The sequence below is a fragment of the Janthinobacterium sp. P210006 genome (genome assembly GCF_036231885.1).
Classification (GTDB): Bacteria; Pseudomonadota; Gammaproteobacteria; order Burkholderiales; family Burkholderiaceae_D; genus Janthinobacterium; species Janthinobacterium violaceinigrum.
Map to the genome: position 1 here is coordinate 985,825 of NZ_JAZARD010000001.1, position 18,421 is coordinate 1,004,245.

General features: G+C 63.4%; 14 protein-coding genes. 10 read left to right on the forward strand and 4 right to left on the reverse strand.

All coding sequences use genetic code 11. The annotated features are described in order from the left end of the window. Positions 1–12 precede the first annotated feature (12 nt). The 3 genes from moaA to VPH41_RS04355 all read right to left on the reverse strand — a co-directional run bounded on the left by moaA (position 13) and on the right by VPH41_RS04355 (position 5,815). Positions 13–1,134, reverse strand: a complete 1,122-nt coding sequence (gene moaA, locus VPH41_RS04345) for a GTP 3',8-cyclase MoaA (RefSeq protein WP_287779220.1) — start codon at positions 1,132–1,134, stop codon at positions 13–15. A gap of 42 nt (positions 1,135–1,176) precedes the next feature. After that, entirely contained in the window at positions 1,177–2,523 is a 1,347-nt protein-coding gene (gene chrA / locus VPH41_RS04350; protein ID WP_328569083.1) for a chromate efflux transporter, read from the reverse strand. A gap of 88 nt (positions 2,524–2,611) precedes the next feature. Continuing rightward, the gene (locus VPH41_RS04355; protein WP_328569084.1) at positions 2,612–5,815 is read right to left on the reverse strand and encodes an Rne/Rng family ribonuclease; all 3,204 of its coding nucleotides are present in this window, start codon (positions 5,813–5,815) and stop codon (positions 2,612–2,614) included. 686 nt (positions 5,816–6,501) lie between these two features. Here VPH41_RS04355 and VPH41_RS04360 point away from each other — a divergent pair. From VPH41_RS04360 to VPH41_RS04375, 4 genes are all read left to right on the forward strand, one after another. After that, positions 6,502–7,497, forward strand: coding sequence for an RluA family pseudouridine synthase (locus tag VPH41_RS04360; protein ID WP_077407877.1), 996 nt, complete (start codon positions 6,502–6,504; stop codon positions 7,495–7,497). Between the two features lie 88 nt (positions 7,498–7,585). After that, a complete protein-coding gene (locus VPH41_RS04365; RefSeq protein ID WP_287779228.1) occupies positions 7,586–8,245 on the forward strand; it encodes an HAD-IIIA family hydrolase in 660 nt (219 codons plus the stop codon). Next, a complete protein-coding gene (locus VPH41_RS04370; protein ID WP_328569085.1) occupies positions 8,242–8,619 on the forward strand; it encodes a Rieske (2Fe-2S) protein in 378 nt (125 codons plus the stop codon). The genes VPH41_RS04365 and VPH41_RS04370 overlap by 4 nt, the downstream gene beginning before the upstream one ends. A 41-nt stretch (positions 8,620–8,660) precedes the next feature. Then, positions 8,661–9,662, forward strand: a complete 1,002-nt coding sequence (locus VPH41_RS04375) for a S49 family peptidase (protein WP_328569086.1) — start codon at positions 8,661–8,663, stop codon at positions 9,660–9,662. 382 nt (positions 9,663–10,044) lie between these two features. Here the strand turns inward: VPH41_RS04375 and VPH41_RS04380 are convergent, their stop codons facing one another. Continuing rightward, positions 10,045–10,410 (reverse strand): hypothetical protein, encoded by a 366-nt coding sequence (locus VPH41_RS04380; protein WP_328569087.1) that lies wholly within the window; start codon positions 10,408–10,410, stop codon positions 10,045–10,047. 256 nt (positions 10,411–10,666) lie between these two features. Here VPH41_RS04380 and VPH41_RS04385 point away from each other — a divergent pair, with 256 nt between their 5' ends. The 6 genes from VPH41_RS04385 (at position 10,667) to VPH41_RS04410 (ending at position 18,392) form a co-directional block, all read left to right on the forward strand. After that, on the forward strand, positions 10,667–11,377 hold the full coding sequence (locus VPH41_RS04385) for a pseudouridine synthase (RefSeq protein WP_230539695.1): 711 nt from the start codon (positions 10,667–10,669) through the stop codon (positions 11,375–11,377). 90 nt (positions 11,378–11,467) lie between these two features. Then, positions 11,468–12,466: a fumarylacetoacetate hydrolase family protein gene (locus tag VPH41_RS04390; RefSeq protein WP_328569088.1), complete on the forward strand. Its 999-nt coding sequence runs from the start codon at positions 11,468–11,470 to the stop codon at positions 12,464–12,466. Positions 12,467–12,605: 139 nt separating this feature from the next. Further along, positions 12,606–13,799 (forward strand): flagellar biosynthesis protein FlhB, encoded by a 1,194-nt coding sequence (gene flhB, locus VPH41_RS04395; RefSeq protein WP_152284895.1) that lies wholly within the window; start codon positions 12,606–12,608, stop codon positions 13,797–13,799. Then, on the forward strand, positions 13,796–15,892 hold the full coding sequence (gene flhA, locus VPH41_RS04400; protein WP_152284896.1) for a flagellar biosynthesis protein FlhA: 2,097 nt from the start codon (positions 13,796–13,798) through the stop codon (positions 15,890–15,892). The genes flhB and flhA overlap by 4 nt, the downstream gene beginning before the upstream one ends. A 315-nt stretch (positions 15,893–16,207) precedes the next feature. Beyond that, positions 16,208–17,536, forward strand: a complete 1,329-nt coding sequence (flhF, locus tag VPH41_RS04405) for a flagellar biosynthesis protein FlhF (protein ID WP_328569089.1) — start codon at positions 16,208–16,210, stop codon at positions 17,534–17,536. Next, positions 17,529–18,392, forward strand: a complete 864-nt coding sequence (locus tag VPH41_RS04410) for a MinD/ParA family ATP-binding protein (protein WP_328569090.1) — start codon at positions 17,529–17,531, stop codon at positions 18,390–18,392. Before flhF ends, VPH41_RS04410 begins: the two co-directional genes overlap by 8 nt. The last annotated feature ends 29 nt before the right edge of the window (positions 18,393–18,421 follow it).

Here is an 18,421-nt window from a genome sequence, read left to right on the forward strand (position 1 = left end):
GCTGCGCCCGATTCAGCCGCCGATATACGACATTTCCACTTTCTTTTTGCCATGGTCAAGCGTGGTGCCCGTCAAGTCCGTCTGGCTGGTGCGCAATTGCGAATAGCGGTCGGCGCGGCCGCGCCACAGCTGGGCCACGGCCGAGGAAATTTCCGCATCGCTGCGGCCGCCGCGCAGCAGGCTGCGCAAGTCGTGGCCGCTGCTGGCGAACAGGCAGGTGTACAGCTTGCCCTCGGTCGATAGGCGGGCGCGGCTGCAGTCGGCGCAGAACGCTTGCGTGACGCTGGAAATGAGGCCGATTTCGCCGCTGCCATCGGCATAGCGCCAGCGCGCCGCCGTCTCGCCCGTGTAGTTCGGATCGATGGGCAACAAGGGCATGTGCGCGGCAATGCGCCGCACCACTTCCGCGGAAGGGATGACTTCCTGCAGGTTCCAGCCGTTCGAGGCGCCCACGTCCATGTATTCGATGAAGCGCAGGATGTAGGGCGTGCCCTGGAAATGGCGCGCCATGGGCACGATTTCCTGCTCGTTCATGCCGGCCTTGACGACCATGTTGATCTTGATGGGGCCCAGGCCCGCCGCGTGCGCCGCATCGATGCCGTGCAGCACGTCGGCCACGGAAAAGTCCACGTCGTTCATGCGCTTGAAGGTGGCGTCGTCGAGCGAGTCGAGCGACACGGTGACCCGGTTCAGGCCCGCGTCCTTCAGCGCTTGCGCTTTTCGCGCCAGCAAGGAGCCGTTGGTCGTCAGGGTCAGGTCCAGCGGCTGGCCCGACGGCGTGCGCAGGGCGGCCAGCATGGCGACGAGCTTTTCGATATTCTTGCGCAGCAGCGGCTCGCCGCCCGTCAGGCGGATCTTTTCCACGCCATGCGCGACGAACAGGCGCGCGATGCGCGTGATTTCCTCGAACGACAGCAGATCCGTGTGCGGCAGATACACGTGGTTCTTGTCGAACACGTCTTTCGGCATGCAATACACGCAACGGAAATTGCAGCGGTCGGTAATCGAGATGCGCAGGTCGTGCAGGGGCCGGCCCAGGCGGTCGGCCACGTTGCCGCTAGGACTTTCCAGGCGGTCGGGGATCGCCGGCACCCCATTGCGGGCCTCGGCGAGGTAGATAATCTTGTCAGCCATAAAAGTGATGCCACTTGCCAGTTACTAGTTACATTAGGTCGTTCAAGGCAGATACGATAGCACGAGGCCGAAGATGGCACAGGCGAGCAGCAATTTGATGGTGTCCATTTGAAACTTGATCAGCGCCACGCCGGCCGCCAGCGCGATGGCGATGGCCAGCCAGTCCCAGTGCGGCAGCGCATTTGCCTGCCAAAACACATGGCGGCCAAAGAACAGGGCCAGGCTGGCGATGACGCCCACCACGGCCGCCGAGATGGCCGTCAGGGGCGCGCTCAGGCGCAGGTTGCCGCGCGACGCTTCCACCAGGGGGCCGCCGGCCAGGATGAAGATGAACGAGGGCAGGAAGGTGAACCAGCTGGCGACGAGCGCGCCGCACACGCCCGCCAGCCACAGCTGGTCGCCGGCGATGCCTGCGGCGTGGCTCCAGCCGCCCACAAAACCGATGAAGGCGACGATCATGATCAGGGGGCCGGGCGTCGTTTCGCCCAGCGCCAGGCCATCCATCATCTGTGTGCTCGTGATCCAGTGGTAATGGTCGACGGCGCCCTGCACCAGGTAGGGCAGCACGGCATACGCGCCGCCGAACGTCAATAGGGCCGCCTTGCTGAAAAATACGCCCATCTGCGCCAGCGGCCCGTCCGCGCCGCCCGGCAGCGCCAGGGCCAGCCAGGCGAGGAAAGCCAGCGCCAGGCCCAGCGCGCAGGTGGCCAGCAGGCGAGGCCAGCTAAAGCGCGCGTGCTCCGGCGTGGGCGTGTCGTCGTCGATCAGGGCGGGGCCGTAGCGGGCCGCGCCGCCATGGCCCGTGGCGCCCGCATGGAATTGACTGGGCAGCCAGTGGCCGCCCGCCATGCCGAGGATGGCGGCGGCGAGCACGATCAGCGGAAATGGCAGCCGTAGCACGGCGATGGCGACAAATGCGGCAGCCGCAATGGCGATCAGGCCGGGACTGCGCAAGGTGCGCCGGCCCAGGCGCCAGGCAGCCGCCAGCACGATGGCGACGACGGCCGGCTTGATGCTGTACAGGATGCCGGCGATGGCGCCCACGTGGCCATACGCCATGTACAGCCAGGACAGGACGATCAATACCAGCAGCGAGGGCAGCAGGAACAGCAGGCCCGCCATCAGCGCGCCGCGCGTGCGGTGCATGAGCCAGCCGATATAGATGGCCAGCTGCGTCGCTTCCGGTCCCGGCAGCAGCATGCAGTAGTTCAAGGCGTGCAGGAAACGCTGCTCGGAAATCCAGCGCCGCTTTTCCACCAGTTCCGCATGCATCATGGCGATTTGCCCGGCCGGGCCGCCAAAGCTGACGCAGCCCAGCTTGAACCAGTAGCCGAAGGCGCTGCGCAGGCTGACGGGGGAGGGGCGGGGAGTATTGACGTTCTCGTGCATGGCGGCTGGCTGGCAAGGAATGGACATAAAAAAAGGGGAAGCCTGAGCTTCCCCTTTCATCATTGGCGGCTGGGCGAACCCGGCGCGCTTATGGACGCTGCGTGTTGACCTGGATCAACGGCTCATCCGATTGCGGCGGCAATGGCTTGCGTTCGCGTGGCTTGCGTACCGGAGCGACAGCCTTGGCCGCCGCTTCCTGCGCCAGGCGCAGTTTTTCCGGATCGGTGGCCGCCAGGGTCAGGCCGGCGGAGCCGAGCACGGCGTTCAAGTCCAGCGGCGCGGCGACCGGCGCGGCAGGAGCAGGAGCAACGACGGGAGCTGGTGCAGGAGCAGGAGCAACGTCGGCAACCACCGCAGCGGCTTCCACCACGGCAGGTGCTGCTTCGGCCACTGGCGCAACGGCTTCCTCGATCACGGCGACGGCTTCGACCAGCGGTGCAGCTTCCACCACCGGTGCGGCTTCCACGACGGCGACAGGCACGGCTTCGACGATGATTTCCGCCGGCGCTGGCGCTGGAGCGGCTTTCTCGGCAAAGCTGTACTCGGCGGCTGGTGCCGGCTCGGCAGCGGCTGGTACAGCTTGCGCTGCAGCAACGACGGCTTCGGCCGGGGCTTCCGGCACGATGACCGTGGCAGCTGGCGCGGCTTCGGCAACGTCGGCTGGCGCAGCTTCCACCGCAGGTGCAGCTTCAACGGCAGGAGCGGCTGCTTCGGTCTTGGCGATGTCCACGACCTTGGCTACTTCCACCACTTCGACGACTTCAGCCACGACGACTGGTGCGGCGGCAGCTTCCACTGGCGCGGCAGCGACGGCCACGACGGCGGCGGCAGCCACGACGGCGACCGGTGCGCTGGCATCGGCTTCGGTGGCAGGCGCTACCGTAAAGCTGATCACGGGCGCGTCCTGGCCTTCGTTCTCGCCATTTGCCGATTCGATCAGCTCGCCCGTTTCACGGTCGCGGCGGTTGCGGTTGCGGCCACCACGACGGCGGCGGCGGCGCGGTTCTTCGCCTTCCACGTCGTTTTCCGTCTCTTCGCCTTCCGGGCCGGCATTGGCCGGCGCTTTCAGCAAGTTCGCCGGTGCGGCGTCGGATTCAGGGCCGTTTGACGGCACGACCACGTTGACGGCGGTGGCGCTGGCGCCCACCAGGGCCAGCTCTTCAGTTTTCACTTCAGCAACAACAGCCTTGTCGGCGCGTGGTTCGCGGCCTTCGCGTGGCTGGCGTGGCGGACGCTCGGCGCGCTCCGGGCGCTCCGCACGTTCCGGACGCTCGGCGCGTTCAGGGCGTTCACCGCGTTCGCGCGGTGCTGCTGCCGTGTCGCCATTTTCGCGCGCTTCACGCGGTTCGCGTGGCGGACGTGGCGGACGCGGAGGACGGGCTGCTTTTTCCAGTGCTTCCGCTTCTTTTGCGGCATCGTCCTGGGCTGGGCGGCCCTGGCCCGGTTCGCGTTCTTCGCGGCCAGGCTTGCCGTTGCGGCCACGGCCACGGGGGCCACGGCTGTTGCGATCGCCGCGGTCGGCGCCGGCCGGCTTGGCCGGGGCGACAGGGGCGGGCGCTGGCGCCACCGGTGCCGGAGCGCCGGTGAAGAAGCTGATGATCTTGGCGATCAGGCCTTGCGGCGCGGCAGGTGCAGGCGCCGGGGCGGCCTTGACTTCCACGGGCTTGCGCTCGACCAGCGGTGCCGGCTGGTCAGGGGTGATCGTCTTGACGACGGCTTCCTGGCGCGGCTTGGCTTCTTCCTTCTGGCGCTTGCTGTAAGCCATGTCCGTTTCAGCGCTTTCGGCCAGGTTGTAGCTGGCCTGGCTGTCTTCCAGGCGGGGATCGTCGTGCTTGATGCGTTCCAGCTTGTAGTGCGGCGTTTCCAGATGCTTGTTCGGGATCAGGATCACGGCGATGCGGTGGCGGTTCTCGATTTTCAGCACTTCGCCGCGCTTTTCGTTCAGCAGGAAGGCGCCCACGTCCACGGGTACTTGCACGTGGATGGTGGCCGAATTTTCCTTCATCGCCTCTTCCTGGATGATGCGCAGCACCTGCAGGGCGGACGATTCCGTATCGCGGATGTGGCCCGTGCCGGAGCAGCGCGGGCACGTCACGTGCGAGCCTTCGGACAGCGAAGGGCGCAGGCGCTGGCGCGACAGTTCCATCAGGCCGAAGCGGGAAATCTTGCCCATTTGTACACGGGCACGGTCATGGTGCAGCGCATCTTTCAGGCGCTGTTCCACTTCGCGCTGATTCTTTGCCACTTCCATGTCGATGAAGTCGATGACGATCAGGCCGCCCAGATCGCGCAGGCGCAGCTGGCGGGCCACTTCTTCGGCCGCTTCGCAGTTGGTGTTGAAGGCGGTCGTCTCGATGTCCGAGCCGCGCGTGGCGCGCGCCGAGTTGACGTCGACGGAAACCAGCGCTTCCGTGTGGTCGATGACGATGGCGCCGCCCGATGGCAGCGGCACGGTGCGGCTGTACGCCGTTTCGATCTGGTGTTCGATCTGGAAGCGCGAGAACAGCGGCACGTCGTCGCTGTAGCGTTTTACGCGGTGCACCATGTCGGGCATCACGTGGCTCATGAACTGGTGCGCCTGGTCGTAGATCTCGTCGGTGTCGATCAGGATCTCGCCGATGTCGGGCTGGAAGTAGTCGCGGATGGCGCGGATGACGAGCGACGATTCCTGGTAGATCAGGAAAGCGCCGTTGGCCGACTTGCCGGCGCCTTCGATGGCGCGCCACAGTTGCATCAGGTAATTCAAGTCCCACTGCAGTTCATCGACGTTGCGGCCGATGCCGGCGGTGCGGGCAATCACGGACATGCCAGCTGGCAAGTCCAGTTTATCCATGGTTTCGCGCAATTCCTGGCGCTCTTCACCTTCCACGCGGCGCGATACGCCACCGCCACGCGGGTTGTTCGGCATCAATACCAGATAGCGGCCGGCCAGCGAGACGAACGAGGTCAGGGCGGCGCCCTTGTTGCCGCGCTCTTCCTTTTCCACCTGCACCATGATTTCCTGGCCTTCGCGCAGCGCTTCCTTGACGGAAGCGTTACGGACGTCCACGCCTTCGCGGAAATACGTGCGAGCAACTTCCTTGAAAGGCAGGAAGCCGTGGCGGTCTTCGCCATAGCTGACGAAGCACGCTTCGAGCGATGGCTCGATGCGCGTGATCACGCCCTTGTAGATGTTGGATTTGCGCTGTTCGCGCCCGGCTGTCTCGATATCGATGTCGATCAGTTTTTGTCCGTCGACAATCGCTACGCGCAGTTCTTCTTGCTGCGTGGCATTAAACAACATGCGTTTCATTTTTATAACTCCGCGACCCGTAGGCCATCTCAAAGCCGCTTCCGGGGAAGCGGCGAAGTACAGGGATATATGCGAGAACGGGAGTGCTGGCGGGGGAAATGCCTTAGCGTGCGGAGCAACAACGCGTACGAGGTATACGTTACGGCCGCAACAGGCGCGGTGAGGTCGATCGTCATGCCGAGTGCACAGGACACCTGCAACTCATCTGAAACAGCCCGGATGCCGGGGGCAGAGAATGCAGGTGGTCAGCAAATTCAGAGCCAAATCGTAAGCCGGCTCATTACAGGGATCGCGATGGCGAGGCTTGGCCTCAGCCTATTCATCGACAACCCTCAGTATTGTGGCCTCATACGGGGTTTGGCGAAAACGGCAAGCGTTATCAACTTCATCAACCCGCGAGCCCGACTCGATAAGTCGCGCTAACGGGTACTTATCCTTATAATCCAATACACTCACTTCAGCATCTCCACGCGTTATCCGATTACAACTACGGTGCAACCTTGATTCGCGCAGCGATGGTGCATATACATTTTTTTCCACCGAATTTGCAATTTGGCGAGGCCGGTGGAGACGCCCCTGTGTAAAATGTGCTTTTATTCTTACACTCGCAGCAGCCAGGGCCGCAGCAAAAACAATTATATATTCAAAATGAAGGACTTAGAGAGATTTCTGGGAAGACATAGTAAATGAAGAGTCAAAATGATGTTGTTCCCCCTTCAACACCCCCGGTTCAGCCGCAAGCCCAATTCGTAACGATCGCCGAGGAAGAAGCAGGCCAGCGCATCGACAACTACTTATTAAGAGTGTGCAAGGGAGTGCCTAAAAGCCACATCTACCGGATCTTGCGATCGGGAGAAGTGCGGGTTAATAAAGGCCGTATCGATCAGCTATACCGTCTCGCCGCCGGCGACGTGGTGCGCATTCCACCCGTGCGCGTGGCCGAAAAGGCCGCCACGGGCGCGCCGGCCGCCGAATTCAAGATCATCTTCGAAGATGCGCAGCTGCTCGTCATCGACAAGCCGGCCGGCGTGGCCGTGCATGGCGGCTCGGGCGTGTCGTTCGGCGTGATCGAGCAATTGCGCGCTTCGCGCCCCGACGCCAAGTTCCTGGAACTGGTGCACCGCCTGGACCGCGACACGTCCGGCTTGCTGTTGCTTGCAAAGAAACGTTCCGCCTTGACGAATCTGCACGAACAGATGCGCGACGGCGTCACGGACAAGCGCTACCTGGTGCTGGTGGCCGGCGACTGGAAGAATGCGCGCCAGCATATCAAGTTGCCATTGCATAAATATACGACGGCCGAAGGCGAGCGCCGGGTGGCCGTGCAGGCCGACGGTCTGGCGTCGCACACGGTGTTTTCGCTGTTGCATAAATATCACAACTTCGCCTTGCTGGAAGCGGAATTGAAGACGGGCCGCACGCACCAGATCCGCGTGCACCTGTCCTCGTCCGGTTTCCCCATCGCCGGCGACGATAAATATGGCGACTTTGCCCTCAACCGTGCCCTGCTGAAAGCGGACAGCACGCGCGGCGCCCTCAAGCGCATGTTCCTGCATGCGCACCAGATCACGTTCACGCATCCGGAAACGGGCAAGACGATGACCCTGAATGCGCCGCTGGCTGCCGAATGCGAGCGTTTCTTGGTAAGCTTGGGCAAACCATTGGCCGTTGCCGCACGCTAAAGATCCAACGTGCGCGCGACACTACTCACAAGGTAGTCAGTCGCCATCATTTATTCTCAAGGAGCCGGCGGCTATGCCGTCGGGAAACATGGCAAGAAAGCAATTTGATCTGATCGTCTTCGATTGGGACGGTACCCTGATAGACAGTACCTCGACCATCGTCAAGTGCATCCAGGCTTCGGCCAAAGACCTGGGCTTGCCAATTCCCACCGAGTTGCTGGCTTCGCATGTGATCGGCCTGGGCTTGCAGGAAGCCATGCAGCTGGTGATGCCCGACGTGGAGCCGAAATACCATGCGCGCATGGCGGAACGCTACCGCTATCACTATCTGTCGCGCGACCACGAACTGGCTCTGTTTCCCGGCGTACATGAAATGCTGCAGGAATTGTCGCAGCAGGCGTACTTCCTGGCCGTCGCCACGGGCAAGAGCCGTGTCGGCCTGAACCGCTCCTTGAATGCCGTCAAGCTGCTGTCCCTGTTCGATGCGACGCGTTGCGCTGACGAAACCTTTTCCAAGCCCCATCCGGCCATGCTGCAGGAACTGACGCGCGAACTGGGGCAGGATATGCGCCGTACCGTGATGATCGGCGACACCAGCCATGATTTGTTGATGGCAAGCAATGCCGGTGCGGCCAGTATTGCCGTAGAGTATGGGGCGCATCCCGTGGAGCAGCTGCAGGCGTGCAAGCCCCTGTATTCGGCCCCCACGGTGGCCGACCTGCATCAATGGCTGAGCGAGCACGCATGATGAGCGATGTTGTCGATGTATTCATTTGTGCCGCCGATGCCGTGGCCGATGGGGGCAAGGGCGTGCGCTTTCCCGTGTCGGCCGGCGGCGAAGCGACTACCGGCTTTGTCGTGCGCCATGGCGGCAAGGCGTATGGCTACCTGAACCGCTGTGCCCACGTACCCATCGAACTCGATTGGGCCGAGGGCGAGTTTTTCGAATCGAGCGGCTTGTACCTGATGTGTTCGACGCATGGCGCCATCTATGTGCCGGAGAGCGGCTACTGCGCGGGCGGTCCCTGCAAGGGCGGCCGCTTGCGTCCGATTCCCGTGAGCGAGCGCGACGGCCAGCTGTACTGGCAACCCGATGAGTATGTCCAGCCGCCGACGGCCTGAGGCCGGATATCGGCCTTATTGCAATTTAAACAAAGTGAACCATGAGCGATAACACGAATGACAAGCTGGACAGCAGCGCGCCAGCCGCCGGCAGCGGCGCCCCTGCGGGGAACTGGGAGCGCGACGTGCTGGAAAAGCTGGTATTTGCCACTTTGCAAGAGCAACGCGCGCACCGCCGCTGGAGCATCTTCTTCAAGGTCTTCAGCCTGCTGATCGTGATGTTCGCCCTGTGGGTGTTTTATGACTACAACACGGCCGACGACAGCGAAACCCTGGGTCGCCACACGGCCCTGATCGACATCAGCGGCGCCATCGAGTCCGAAGGCAGCGGCTCGGCCGCCGTCGTCATCCCTGCGCTGGACAAGGCCTTTTCCGATGCCGGTTCCGTGGCCGTGGTGCTGCATATTAATAGTCCGGGCGGCAGTCCCGTGCAGGCCGGCATGATCGTCGACGAGATGCAGCGCCTGCGCAAGGGCTATCCGGACAAGCCCCTGTACGTGGTGGTCGATGAAATGTGCGCCTCGGGCGGCTATTACATCGCCGCCGCCGCCGACCGCATCTACGTCAATAAGGCCAGCGTGGTCGGTTCCATCGGCGTGCTGATGGATGGCTTCGGCTTTACGGGCGTGATGGAAAAGGTGGGCGTCGAGCGCCGCCTGCTGACGGCGGGCGAGAACAAGGGTTTCATGGACCCGTTCAGCCCCCTGACGGAAAAACACAAGGCGTATGCGCAAGGCATGCTCAATGAAATCCACCAGCAATTCATCGAGGTGGTGCGCGCGGGACGGGGCAAGCGCCTGAAGGAAACGCCCGATACCTTCTCCGGCCTGTACTGGACGGGCGCGAAAGCCGTGGAAATGGGCCTGGCCGACGATTTCGGCACGGTCGACAGCGTGGCGCGCGACGTCGTCAAGGCGGAAGACATCGTCGACTACACGCAGCATGAAGGCTTGCCGGAACGGGTGCTGAAGAAATTTGGCGCGGCCATGGGCGCCGGCGCCATGAAGGCGGCCGTGCAGCAGTCACAACCGGCGTTGCGCTGAGGACATCACTCTTGGCTGGCAGGCAAGCCAGTCGAGAATGATTTTCAATAAGGTGGTAAATTGGCTTGAAAAAGGGGCTGCTTGGGCTATAGTGAAACCGTAGTTCTTTTCAAGGAGGGGCGATATATCAACTATGTTGTCAGTACTAACTTGATTGGCAGGTCTTGGAACTACTCGCCGCATCGCAGATGTGGTTTTGAGTGAATTTACATTCCTCACTAAAGTCCCGTTGGGGCTTGGGAACGGCGGCGCAATGCCGCCGTTTCCTTTTGTGCGTCGTTTTCGATGGGGCTGTAGCCGTGACAGGCTGGTGCTGCACGGTCTGGGCAGGCTGGCAAGAGAAGCATGCAAGGGCAGGGCATGGCTGGTCCGCTGGCGCCGCTCAGACGACGCAGCCGTTGCAGTGCGCGGGCAGGGACAAGGGGGCCGCTTGCCGGGCCGGCGCCGTTGCTGTGGCGGTGTCGGGCAGTGCATCGGCCATGGCGGGCGCGGCCGCGTTTTCGCTTGTCGCATCCGCATGCGCAAAACCGCCCAGTTCCAGCCAGCACATGAAATGGCATTGCGCCTCGGCATGCCACTGCGCTTGACGGGCTGGCGATGGCGGCACGTCCGCCTCCTGCGCTCCGGGGGCGTTTCTCCAGCGCGCCACGCCAAGCTTGACCTTGTGCATGGCCGCCTGTTCTGCAGCGATGCGTTTGCGCATGTCGGCGATGCTGCCTTGTAAGGCGATGGTGTCGGTATGCTTCATACGATGTCCTTGTGAGAGGTGGCGACTGCCACAATTCCTAAAGTACATTAGGCGGATTCCTAACGAAGTTTCAGTCTATCAACGCGATATTCCGAGCGCTTGATATATCTCAAAGGAATTGGCCATTTATATCGAAATCTCACCTTGTACTTCCGCGTATCTGTGCGTGCGCAAGGTAAGTGCGCGCTCCGCGGCCGGCGCAGGCGGCGCGCGCCGCCGCTTCACGCTGCCAGCCGCTTCTGGTAAAGTCACGCCCATGAGTAAATTATCCCTAGACCGCATCCTGCAATCGCAGGGTTTTGGCACCCGTAAATACTGTCGTTCCCTGATCGAGGATGGCGATGTCGTCATCGATGGCGTCACCCAGACCAATTACCGCACCACCGTCGAGACCGACGGCCTGGTGCTGCACGTGTTCGAAGAAGAGTGGGTGTACCGCGCACACCTGTACCTGGCGCTGCACAAGCCCGCCAACTTCGAATGCTCGCGCAAGCCCAGCCATCATCCTGGCGTGCTGACCCTGCTGCCGGAACAGTTCACCTGGCGCGAAGTCCAGCCCGTCGGCCGGCTCGACCACGACACGACCGGCATGCTGCTGATGTCGGACGATGGCCCGTTTATCCATGCACAATCGTCGCCGAAGCGTCACGTTCCCAAGATTTACCAGGCCACCACGCAAGAGCCGGTGACCGATGAACTGGTGGCCCTGCTGCTGGCCGGCGTGCAATTGCACGATGAGCCGGCCCCGCTGGCGGCCCTCGTCTGCGTCAAGCGCGGCGAGCACCAGCTGGAAATCGTGCTCGAGCAAGGCAAATACCACCAGGTCAAGCGCATGCTGGCCGCCGCCGGCAACCATTGCAGCGCACTGCACCGTTCCGCCATCGGCAGCCTGACCCTGGAGTCGCTGGGCATCGCCGAAGGCGAGTGGTGCTACCTCACGCCGGAGCAGATCGCGCTGCTGGCCTGAACCTCTCGCTGACCGCCAAAGCCGGGGATTTCCCGGCTTTTTGGCGTCTTTGGCTTCCTATTGCCTGCATTTGACGAAGTTTCCCTCGACATGAAATTAGCTACCCTGAACGATGGCACGCGCGACGGCCAGCTGGCTGTCGTCTCGCGCGACCTGAAAACGGCCCACCTGGCCGATGGCATTGCCTCGACCCTGCAAAAGGCGCTCGACGACTGGAGTTTCATCGCGCCCCAGCTCGATTTGCTGTACCAGACCATCAATAGCGGCCGCGGCCATCGCGCCTTCGAATTCGACCCCGCCAACTGCATGGCGCCCTTGCCGCGCAGCAGCCTGCGCGTGGCCGGCGCCTCGTATCTGCAGCAGATCGAGCGGGCCTGCAAGGCGGCGGGCAGCGAGGCGCCCGCCAATCTGCGCGAGGCGCCGCGCCTGTACCAGGGCGCCAGCGACGATTTTATGGGGGCTCACGATGCGATCGCGCTGGCGCACGAACAGTGGGGCATCGACTACGAGGCCGGCATCGCCGCCATCACGGACGACGTGGCCATGGGCTCGACGCCGGACCAGGCGCACCTGAACATCAAGCTCCTGATGCTGGTCAACGACATCACCTTGCGCAACCTGGCGCCGGACGAGCAGGCCGGCGGCTACGGCTTTTTGCAGGCGAAACCGGCCATGGCGTGCTCGCCTGTCGCCATCACGCCCGACGAGCTGGGCGATGCCTGGCGCGGCGGCAAGGTGCATTACGCGCTGCGCTGCAGCCTGAACGGCAAATTGACGGGCCAGCCCCACGCGGGCGCCGACATGGCCTTCAATTACCCGCAGCTGCTCGCCCATCTGTGCCAGACGCGCAACGCGCGCGCCGGCAGCGTGGTCAGCGCGGGTGGTGTCGCCAACAAGGAAGCCAAGAAGGGGTTTTCCAGTATTTTTGAGCGACGTAACCAGGAGATGATCGCCGATGGCGTGGCCAGTACGCCTTATCTGCTGTTTGGCGACGTTGTTCGTCTGGAAATGCTGGGTGATGACGGCAAGTCCTTGTTTGGCGCCATCGAGCAGACGGTGAAGCAGGCGGAAGCTCGCAAGACCCGCTAAGGTTTCTGGGGAGCAAAGGAAAAGCAGGGGATTCGCCCTCCTTTTCCCTTGATGGCGTTGCCGCCATTGAACCGATAATGCTCCATGCCCAGTCCGTATTGCGCCTAGCCAGGCTGCAGGACTTCACCGGAGTTGATTGATGTCGGAAGACAGCGACGCAGAAAAGACCGAAGCCGCGTCACCGAAGCGCCTCGAGCAGGCGCGTGAGGAAGGCGACGTTCCGCGATCGCGTGAAGTGGCAACGTTTACGGTGCTGATGGCGTCCGGCTGCTGCCTGTGGTTTGCCGGCGACGCCATCGTGCGGCGGCTGACGGCCGTCATGGTGTCCGGCCTGAGCCTGGACCGGGAGCAGATACTCAATCCCGACGCGATGATGTTGCGCATCGGCTACGACGTGGGCTCCGTCCTGCTGACGTGCCTGCCGTATGCGCTGGCCATCATGCTCGTCGCCCTGGCCTCGCCCGTGCTGGTGGGCGGCTGGCTGTTCAGTTCCAAGGCGTTCACCCCCAATTTTGGCAAGCTCAACCCGATTCGCGGCCTGGGCAATATGTTTTCGAAGAATGCGCTGGTGGAGTTGCTCAAGGCCATAGCCAAGACCCTCGTCGTGGGCGTCGTCGCCTGGATGGTGATGCAGCACCAGAAAGACGCCGTGCTGGGCCTGTCGGTCGAATCCCTGCGTGCCGGTTCGGCCCATCTGATCAGCCTCTTGATCACGGCGTTCCTGCTGATCGTGGGCGCGCTGGGCCTGATCGCCGCCATCGACGGGCCGTACCAGATGTGGCACTACGCCAACAAGATGAAAATGTCCTTGCAGGAAGTCAAGCAAGAGTCGAAGGAGTCGGACGGCAATCCGCAGATCAAGGCGAAGATACGCCAGATGCAGCATGAAATGTCGCGCCGCCGCATGATGGCCGACGTGCCGACGGCCGACGTGGTGGTGACCAATCCTACCCACTACGCGGTGGCCTTGAAGTATGGCGAGAATTCGCGCGGCGCGCCGCAGGTGGTGGCCAAGGGCGTCGACGAGGTGGCGGCAAAGATCCGCGAACTGGCGGGCGAGCACAAGGTCGCCATCCTGGAAGCGCCGGCCCTGGCGCGCGCGCTGTACAAGCACACGGATATCGGCGACGAAATTCCCGAGGCCCTGTACGGCGCCGTGGCCGAGGTGCTCGCGTATGTGTTCCAGCTGCGCAGCTATGGCAAGGGCCAGGGCGAGCGTCCGGACAAGCCGAAGAAACTGGACGTGCCGCCCGAGCTCGACCCGCAAAACCCCGCATCGCAGACACCGCCGGCAGCCGGCGCAGCAGACAAGAATAAAGGAAGTACACCATGAACGGCCTGAGAATGCCAGCCTGGCTCAGTGGAATGGGCAACAACGCCAGCAAGGGCATCGCCGCGCCGGTCATCATCATCATGCTGCTGGCAATGATGGTACTGCCGCTGCCCGCCTTCATCCTCGACATCTTCTTCAGTTTCAATATCGCGCTGTCCATCATCGTGCTGCTGACGGCGCTGTACACGGTCAAGCCGCTCGATTTCATGGCTTTCCCCACCATCCTGCTCGTGTCGACCATGCTGCGCCTGTCGCTGAACGTGGCGTCCACGCGCGTGGTGCTGACGGAAGGCCATACGGGCGCCGACGCGGCCGGTAAAGTGATTGAAGCGTTTGGTCACTTCCTGATCGGCGGCAACTACACGGTCGGTATCGTGGTGTTTATCATTTTGACGATCATCAACTTTACCGTCGTGACCAAGGGTGCGGGCCGTATCGCCGAGGTGGGCGCCCGCTTCGCGCTGGACGCCATGCCCGGTAAGCAGATGGCCATCGATGCCGACCTGAACGCGGGCCTGATCGGCGAAGACGAAGCGCGCCGCCGCCGCACGGAAGTGGCGCAGGAAGCGGAATTCTATGGCGCCATGGACGGCGCCAGCAAATACGTGCGCGGCGACGCCATCGCCGGCATCATGGTCACCGTCATCAATATCGTCGGCGGCCTGCTGGTGGGCCTGCTGCAGCACGACATGGGCTTTGCCGATGCGCTCAAGAACTACACCTTGCTGGCCATCGGTGACGGCCTGGTGGCGCAGATTCCTTCGCTGATCATTTCCACGGCCGCCGGTATCGTCGTCTCGCGCGTGGCCAGCGAACAGGACATCGGCACCCAGCTGGTGGGGCAATTGTTTGCGAAACCGCAAGTGCTGTACATTACCGCCGGCATCATCGGCGGCATGGGCTTGATCCCCGGCATGCCGAACATGGTCTTCATCCTGCTGGCCTCGCTGCTGGCCGGTTCCGCCTATCTGATCAGCAAGAAGCGCACGCAGGAAAAAGCGGCGGCCGAAAAGCCGGCCGAAGTGCCGCAAGCCACGGTGGCGCCCGAGCAGGAAGAAGCCAGCTGGCAAGATATCATGCCCGTCGATACCCTGGGCCTGGAAGTGGGCTACCGCCTGATTCCCCTCGTCGACAAGACGCAGGGCGGCGAATTGCTCAAGCGTATCAAGGGCATCCGCAAGAAATTCGCCCAGGAAGTGGGTTTCCTGGCGCCGCCCGTGCATATCCGCGACAACCTGGAATTGAAACCGTCCGCCTACCGCATCACCCTCAAGGGCGTGGAAGTGGGCGTGGGCGAAGCGTTCAACGGCCAGTTCCTGGCCATTAATCCCGGCATGGCCAGCGGCACCTTGCCGGGCCTGACCACGAGCGACCCCGCGTTCGGCTTGCCCGCCACCTGGATCGACGCCAGCTTGCGCGACCAGGCGCAATCGATGGGCTACACGGTGGTCGATGCGGGCACCGTGGTGGCCACGCACCTGAACCACCTGATCACCTCGCACGCTTCCGAACTGCTGGGCCGCGCGGAAGTGCAGTCCCTGCTCGATCACCTGGGCAAGGAGTCGCCGCGCCTGGTGGAAGACCTGGTGCCGAAGATGCTGTCCCTGTCGACCCTGCAAAAAGTGCTGCAGAACCTGCTGGCCGAGGGCGTGCACATCCGCGACATGCGCACCATCATCGAAACCCTGGCCGAGCATACGGTGCAGACGCAAGACCCGAACGACTTGACGGCGCTGGTGCGCGTGGCCCTGGGCCGCGCCATCGTGCAGCAACTGTTCCCCGGCGCGGCCGAACTGTCCGTGATGACCCTGGACAGCCGCCTGGAACGCCTGCTGATGCAGGCCATGGGCAATGGCGGCGATGGGGCCGGCATCGAGCCGGGCCTGGCCGACACTATCGCCCACCAGGCGGGGCTGGCTGCCCAGCAGCAGGAAGCGCTGGGCCTGACGCCCGTGCTGCTGGTGCCGGCGCCGCTGCGGGCCCTGCTGTCGCGCTTCCTGCGCCGCGCCTTGCCGCAGCTGAAAGTGCTGTCGCATGCGGAAGTGCCGGAAACCAAGACGATACGGGTGACGAGCCTGGTGGGGGCGCAATAGTTGGCTTTGTCAATGCCGGGGTCAGACCCTCAACACCGCCAACAGCAAGGTCATTGCCAACGTGTACGGGGGTCTGACCCCAGCCTTCGCTTGGCGCTTGCTTTTGGTCAAATAAACATCAATTTCCTGCCGGCAAACTGAATAACGGGTACTTTCCCGTCCTGTTCCTTCGATCATTTCCTCCAAGCATCGCTAATAATGGAAACTGTCCGGGTGATCTGTGTCCATGTGGAAGACAGCACTCAAGCAACAGGAGTCGATGATGGTCACACAGTTCAGCCAATATTGCGCCACCCCCGCCTTGGGAGGCCGGTCATGAATGTGAAGAAATTTACGGGCGCCTCGTCGCGCGATGCGCTGCGCAAGGTGCGCGAAGCGCTGGGCCCCGATGCCGTGATCCTGTCGAACCGCCAGGCCGATGGCGTGGTGGAAATCCTCGCGCTGGCCAATGACGATGCCGCTTCGCTGGCCTCGCCGCCGGCCGCCTCCGAAATGGCCCAGCCCCGTCCCCAGTTGCAGACCCAGTTTGCCACGCCGCCGCGCGCGGCCGCTCCGGCCCAGCGCCCCGCCGCGCCGCGCCAGCCCGCGCCGCGCCAGGCTTCCTCCGAGCCAGTGGACATGGCCCGCATGCAGCAGATGATGGCCAGCGCGCTGGCGCACGTCAAGGAAAACGCCGCTGCCGAAATGAGCGGCATGATGAATGAAATCCGCGCCATGCGCGGCATGATGGAAACCCAGCTGGCGGAAATCTCGTGGGGCTCGACGCAGCAGCGCGAGCCGCAAAAGGCCGTGGTGCTGCGCGAAATGCTGGCAGCCGGCTTCTCGGCCAGCCTGGCGCGCTACCTGATCGACAAGCTGCCCGCCGGCCTCGATGGCGCGCAAAGCATGCGCTGGATCAAGACGGTCCTGAGCCGTAACCTGAATACCGTGGCCAATGAAGACGCCATGCTGGAGCAGGGCGGCGTGTTCGCCCTGGTCGGCCCGACCGGCGTGGGCAAGACCACCAGCACGGCCAAGCTGGCCGCCCGCTGCGTGATGCGCCACGGCCCGGAAAAGCTGGCCCTGATCACCACCGATGCCTATCGTATCGGCGCGCATGAACAGCTGCGCATCTACGGCAAGATCCTCGGTGTGATGGTGCATTCCGTGAAGGACGAGGCGGATCTGCGCATCGCCCTGAAGGAATTGAAGAACAAGCACACGGTGCTGATCGATACGGTGGGCGTGAGCCAGCGCGACCAGATGGTGACGGAGCAGGTGGCCATGCTGTCGGGCGCCGGCGCCGATGTGAAACGCCTGCTGTGCCTGAACTCGACGGCTACCCAGGAAACCCTCAATGAAGTGGTGCGCGCCTACCAGGGCAGCGGCCTGGCCGGCTGCATCATGACCAAGCTCGATGAAGCGGCGTCGATCGGCAACGTGCTCGACGTGGTGATCCGCCAGAAGCTGAACCTGTTCTATGTGTCGAACGGCCAGCGCGTGCCGGAAGACCTGTACCTGGCCGACCGCGGCTACCTGATCGACCGTGCCTTCAAGCTCAAGCGCGATGCGGCGGCCACGCAGTTTTCCGATGCCGAACTGCCGCTGCTGATGGCGCAGGCAGCTGCCCGCAACAATGAAGCGCGCGGGGTGCACCTTGGCTAATTTCGATTTCGACCAGGCCGAAGGCTTGCGCCGCATGCTGGCCGGCCCGCAGCCGCGCGTCATGACGTTCCTCTCGGCCACGCCGCAGGACGACAAGGGCGCCATGCTGGTCAACCTGGGCGCGTCGCTGGCCTATGGCGGCAATGACGTGCTGCTGCTCGACGCCAGCGGCGGCAGCGATGGCGTGGCATCGCGCCTGGGACTGGCGCATGGCGCCAGCCTGCGCGACGTGGCGCGCCAGCAGTGCGGCCTGAACCAGGTAATCCACCAGGTGCCGCAAGGCTTCGGCGTGGCCAGCCTGGGCGCGCGCAACCACCTGATGGACAGCATGGACTATGCGGGCGCGGACGAACTGCGCCGCCTGGGCAAGACCTTCGAGGTGCTGGCGCGCCAGAGCGGCATCGTGCTGGTCGACGGCGTCATGGCCGACGAGGGCGACTGCTTCCCCGTGCCCCTGATGGCCTCGTCCGACATCGTCGTGCAGGTATCGACCAGCGCCACCTCGATCAAGGCGGCGTACTGCCTGATCAAGCGCCTGAGCCAGGAACTGGGACGGCGTCCGTTTGGCATTCTTGTCACGGGCGCTTCCGAATCCGAGGCAAAAGTGGTATACGATAATATGGCGCAGGCGGCGAGCCGCTACCTGGCCGTGAAACTGACTTCGATGGGGTCGGTGCCTGCCGATGAGTACCTGCACCGCGCGGCGCGGCTGGGCCGCAGCGTGGTCGATGCGTTTCCGCTGGCGGGAGCCTCGGTGGCGTTTCGCGGACTGGCCGAGCGGCTGGCCCGTTCGGCGGCGCCGGTGCTGGGCGGTACCTTGTGCCAGACGGGGAGCGCACACCATTTCAGCGCCTGAATGCAACCGTAGCACCAGATAAGACGAGA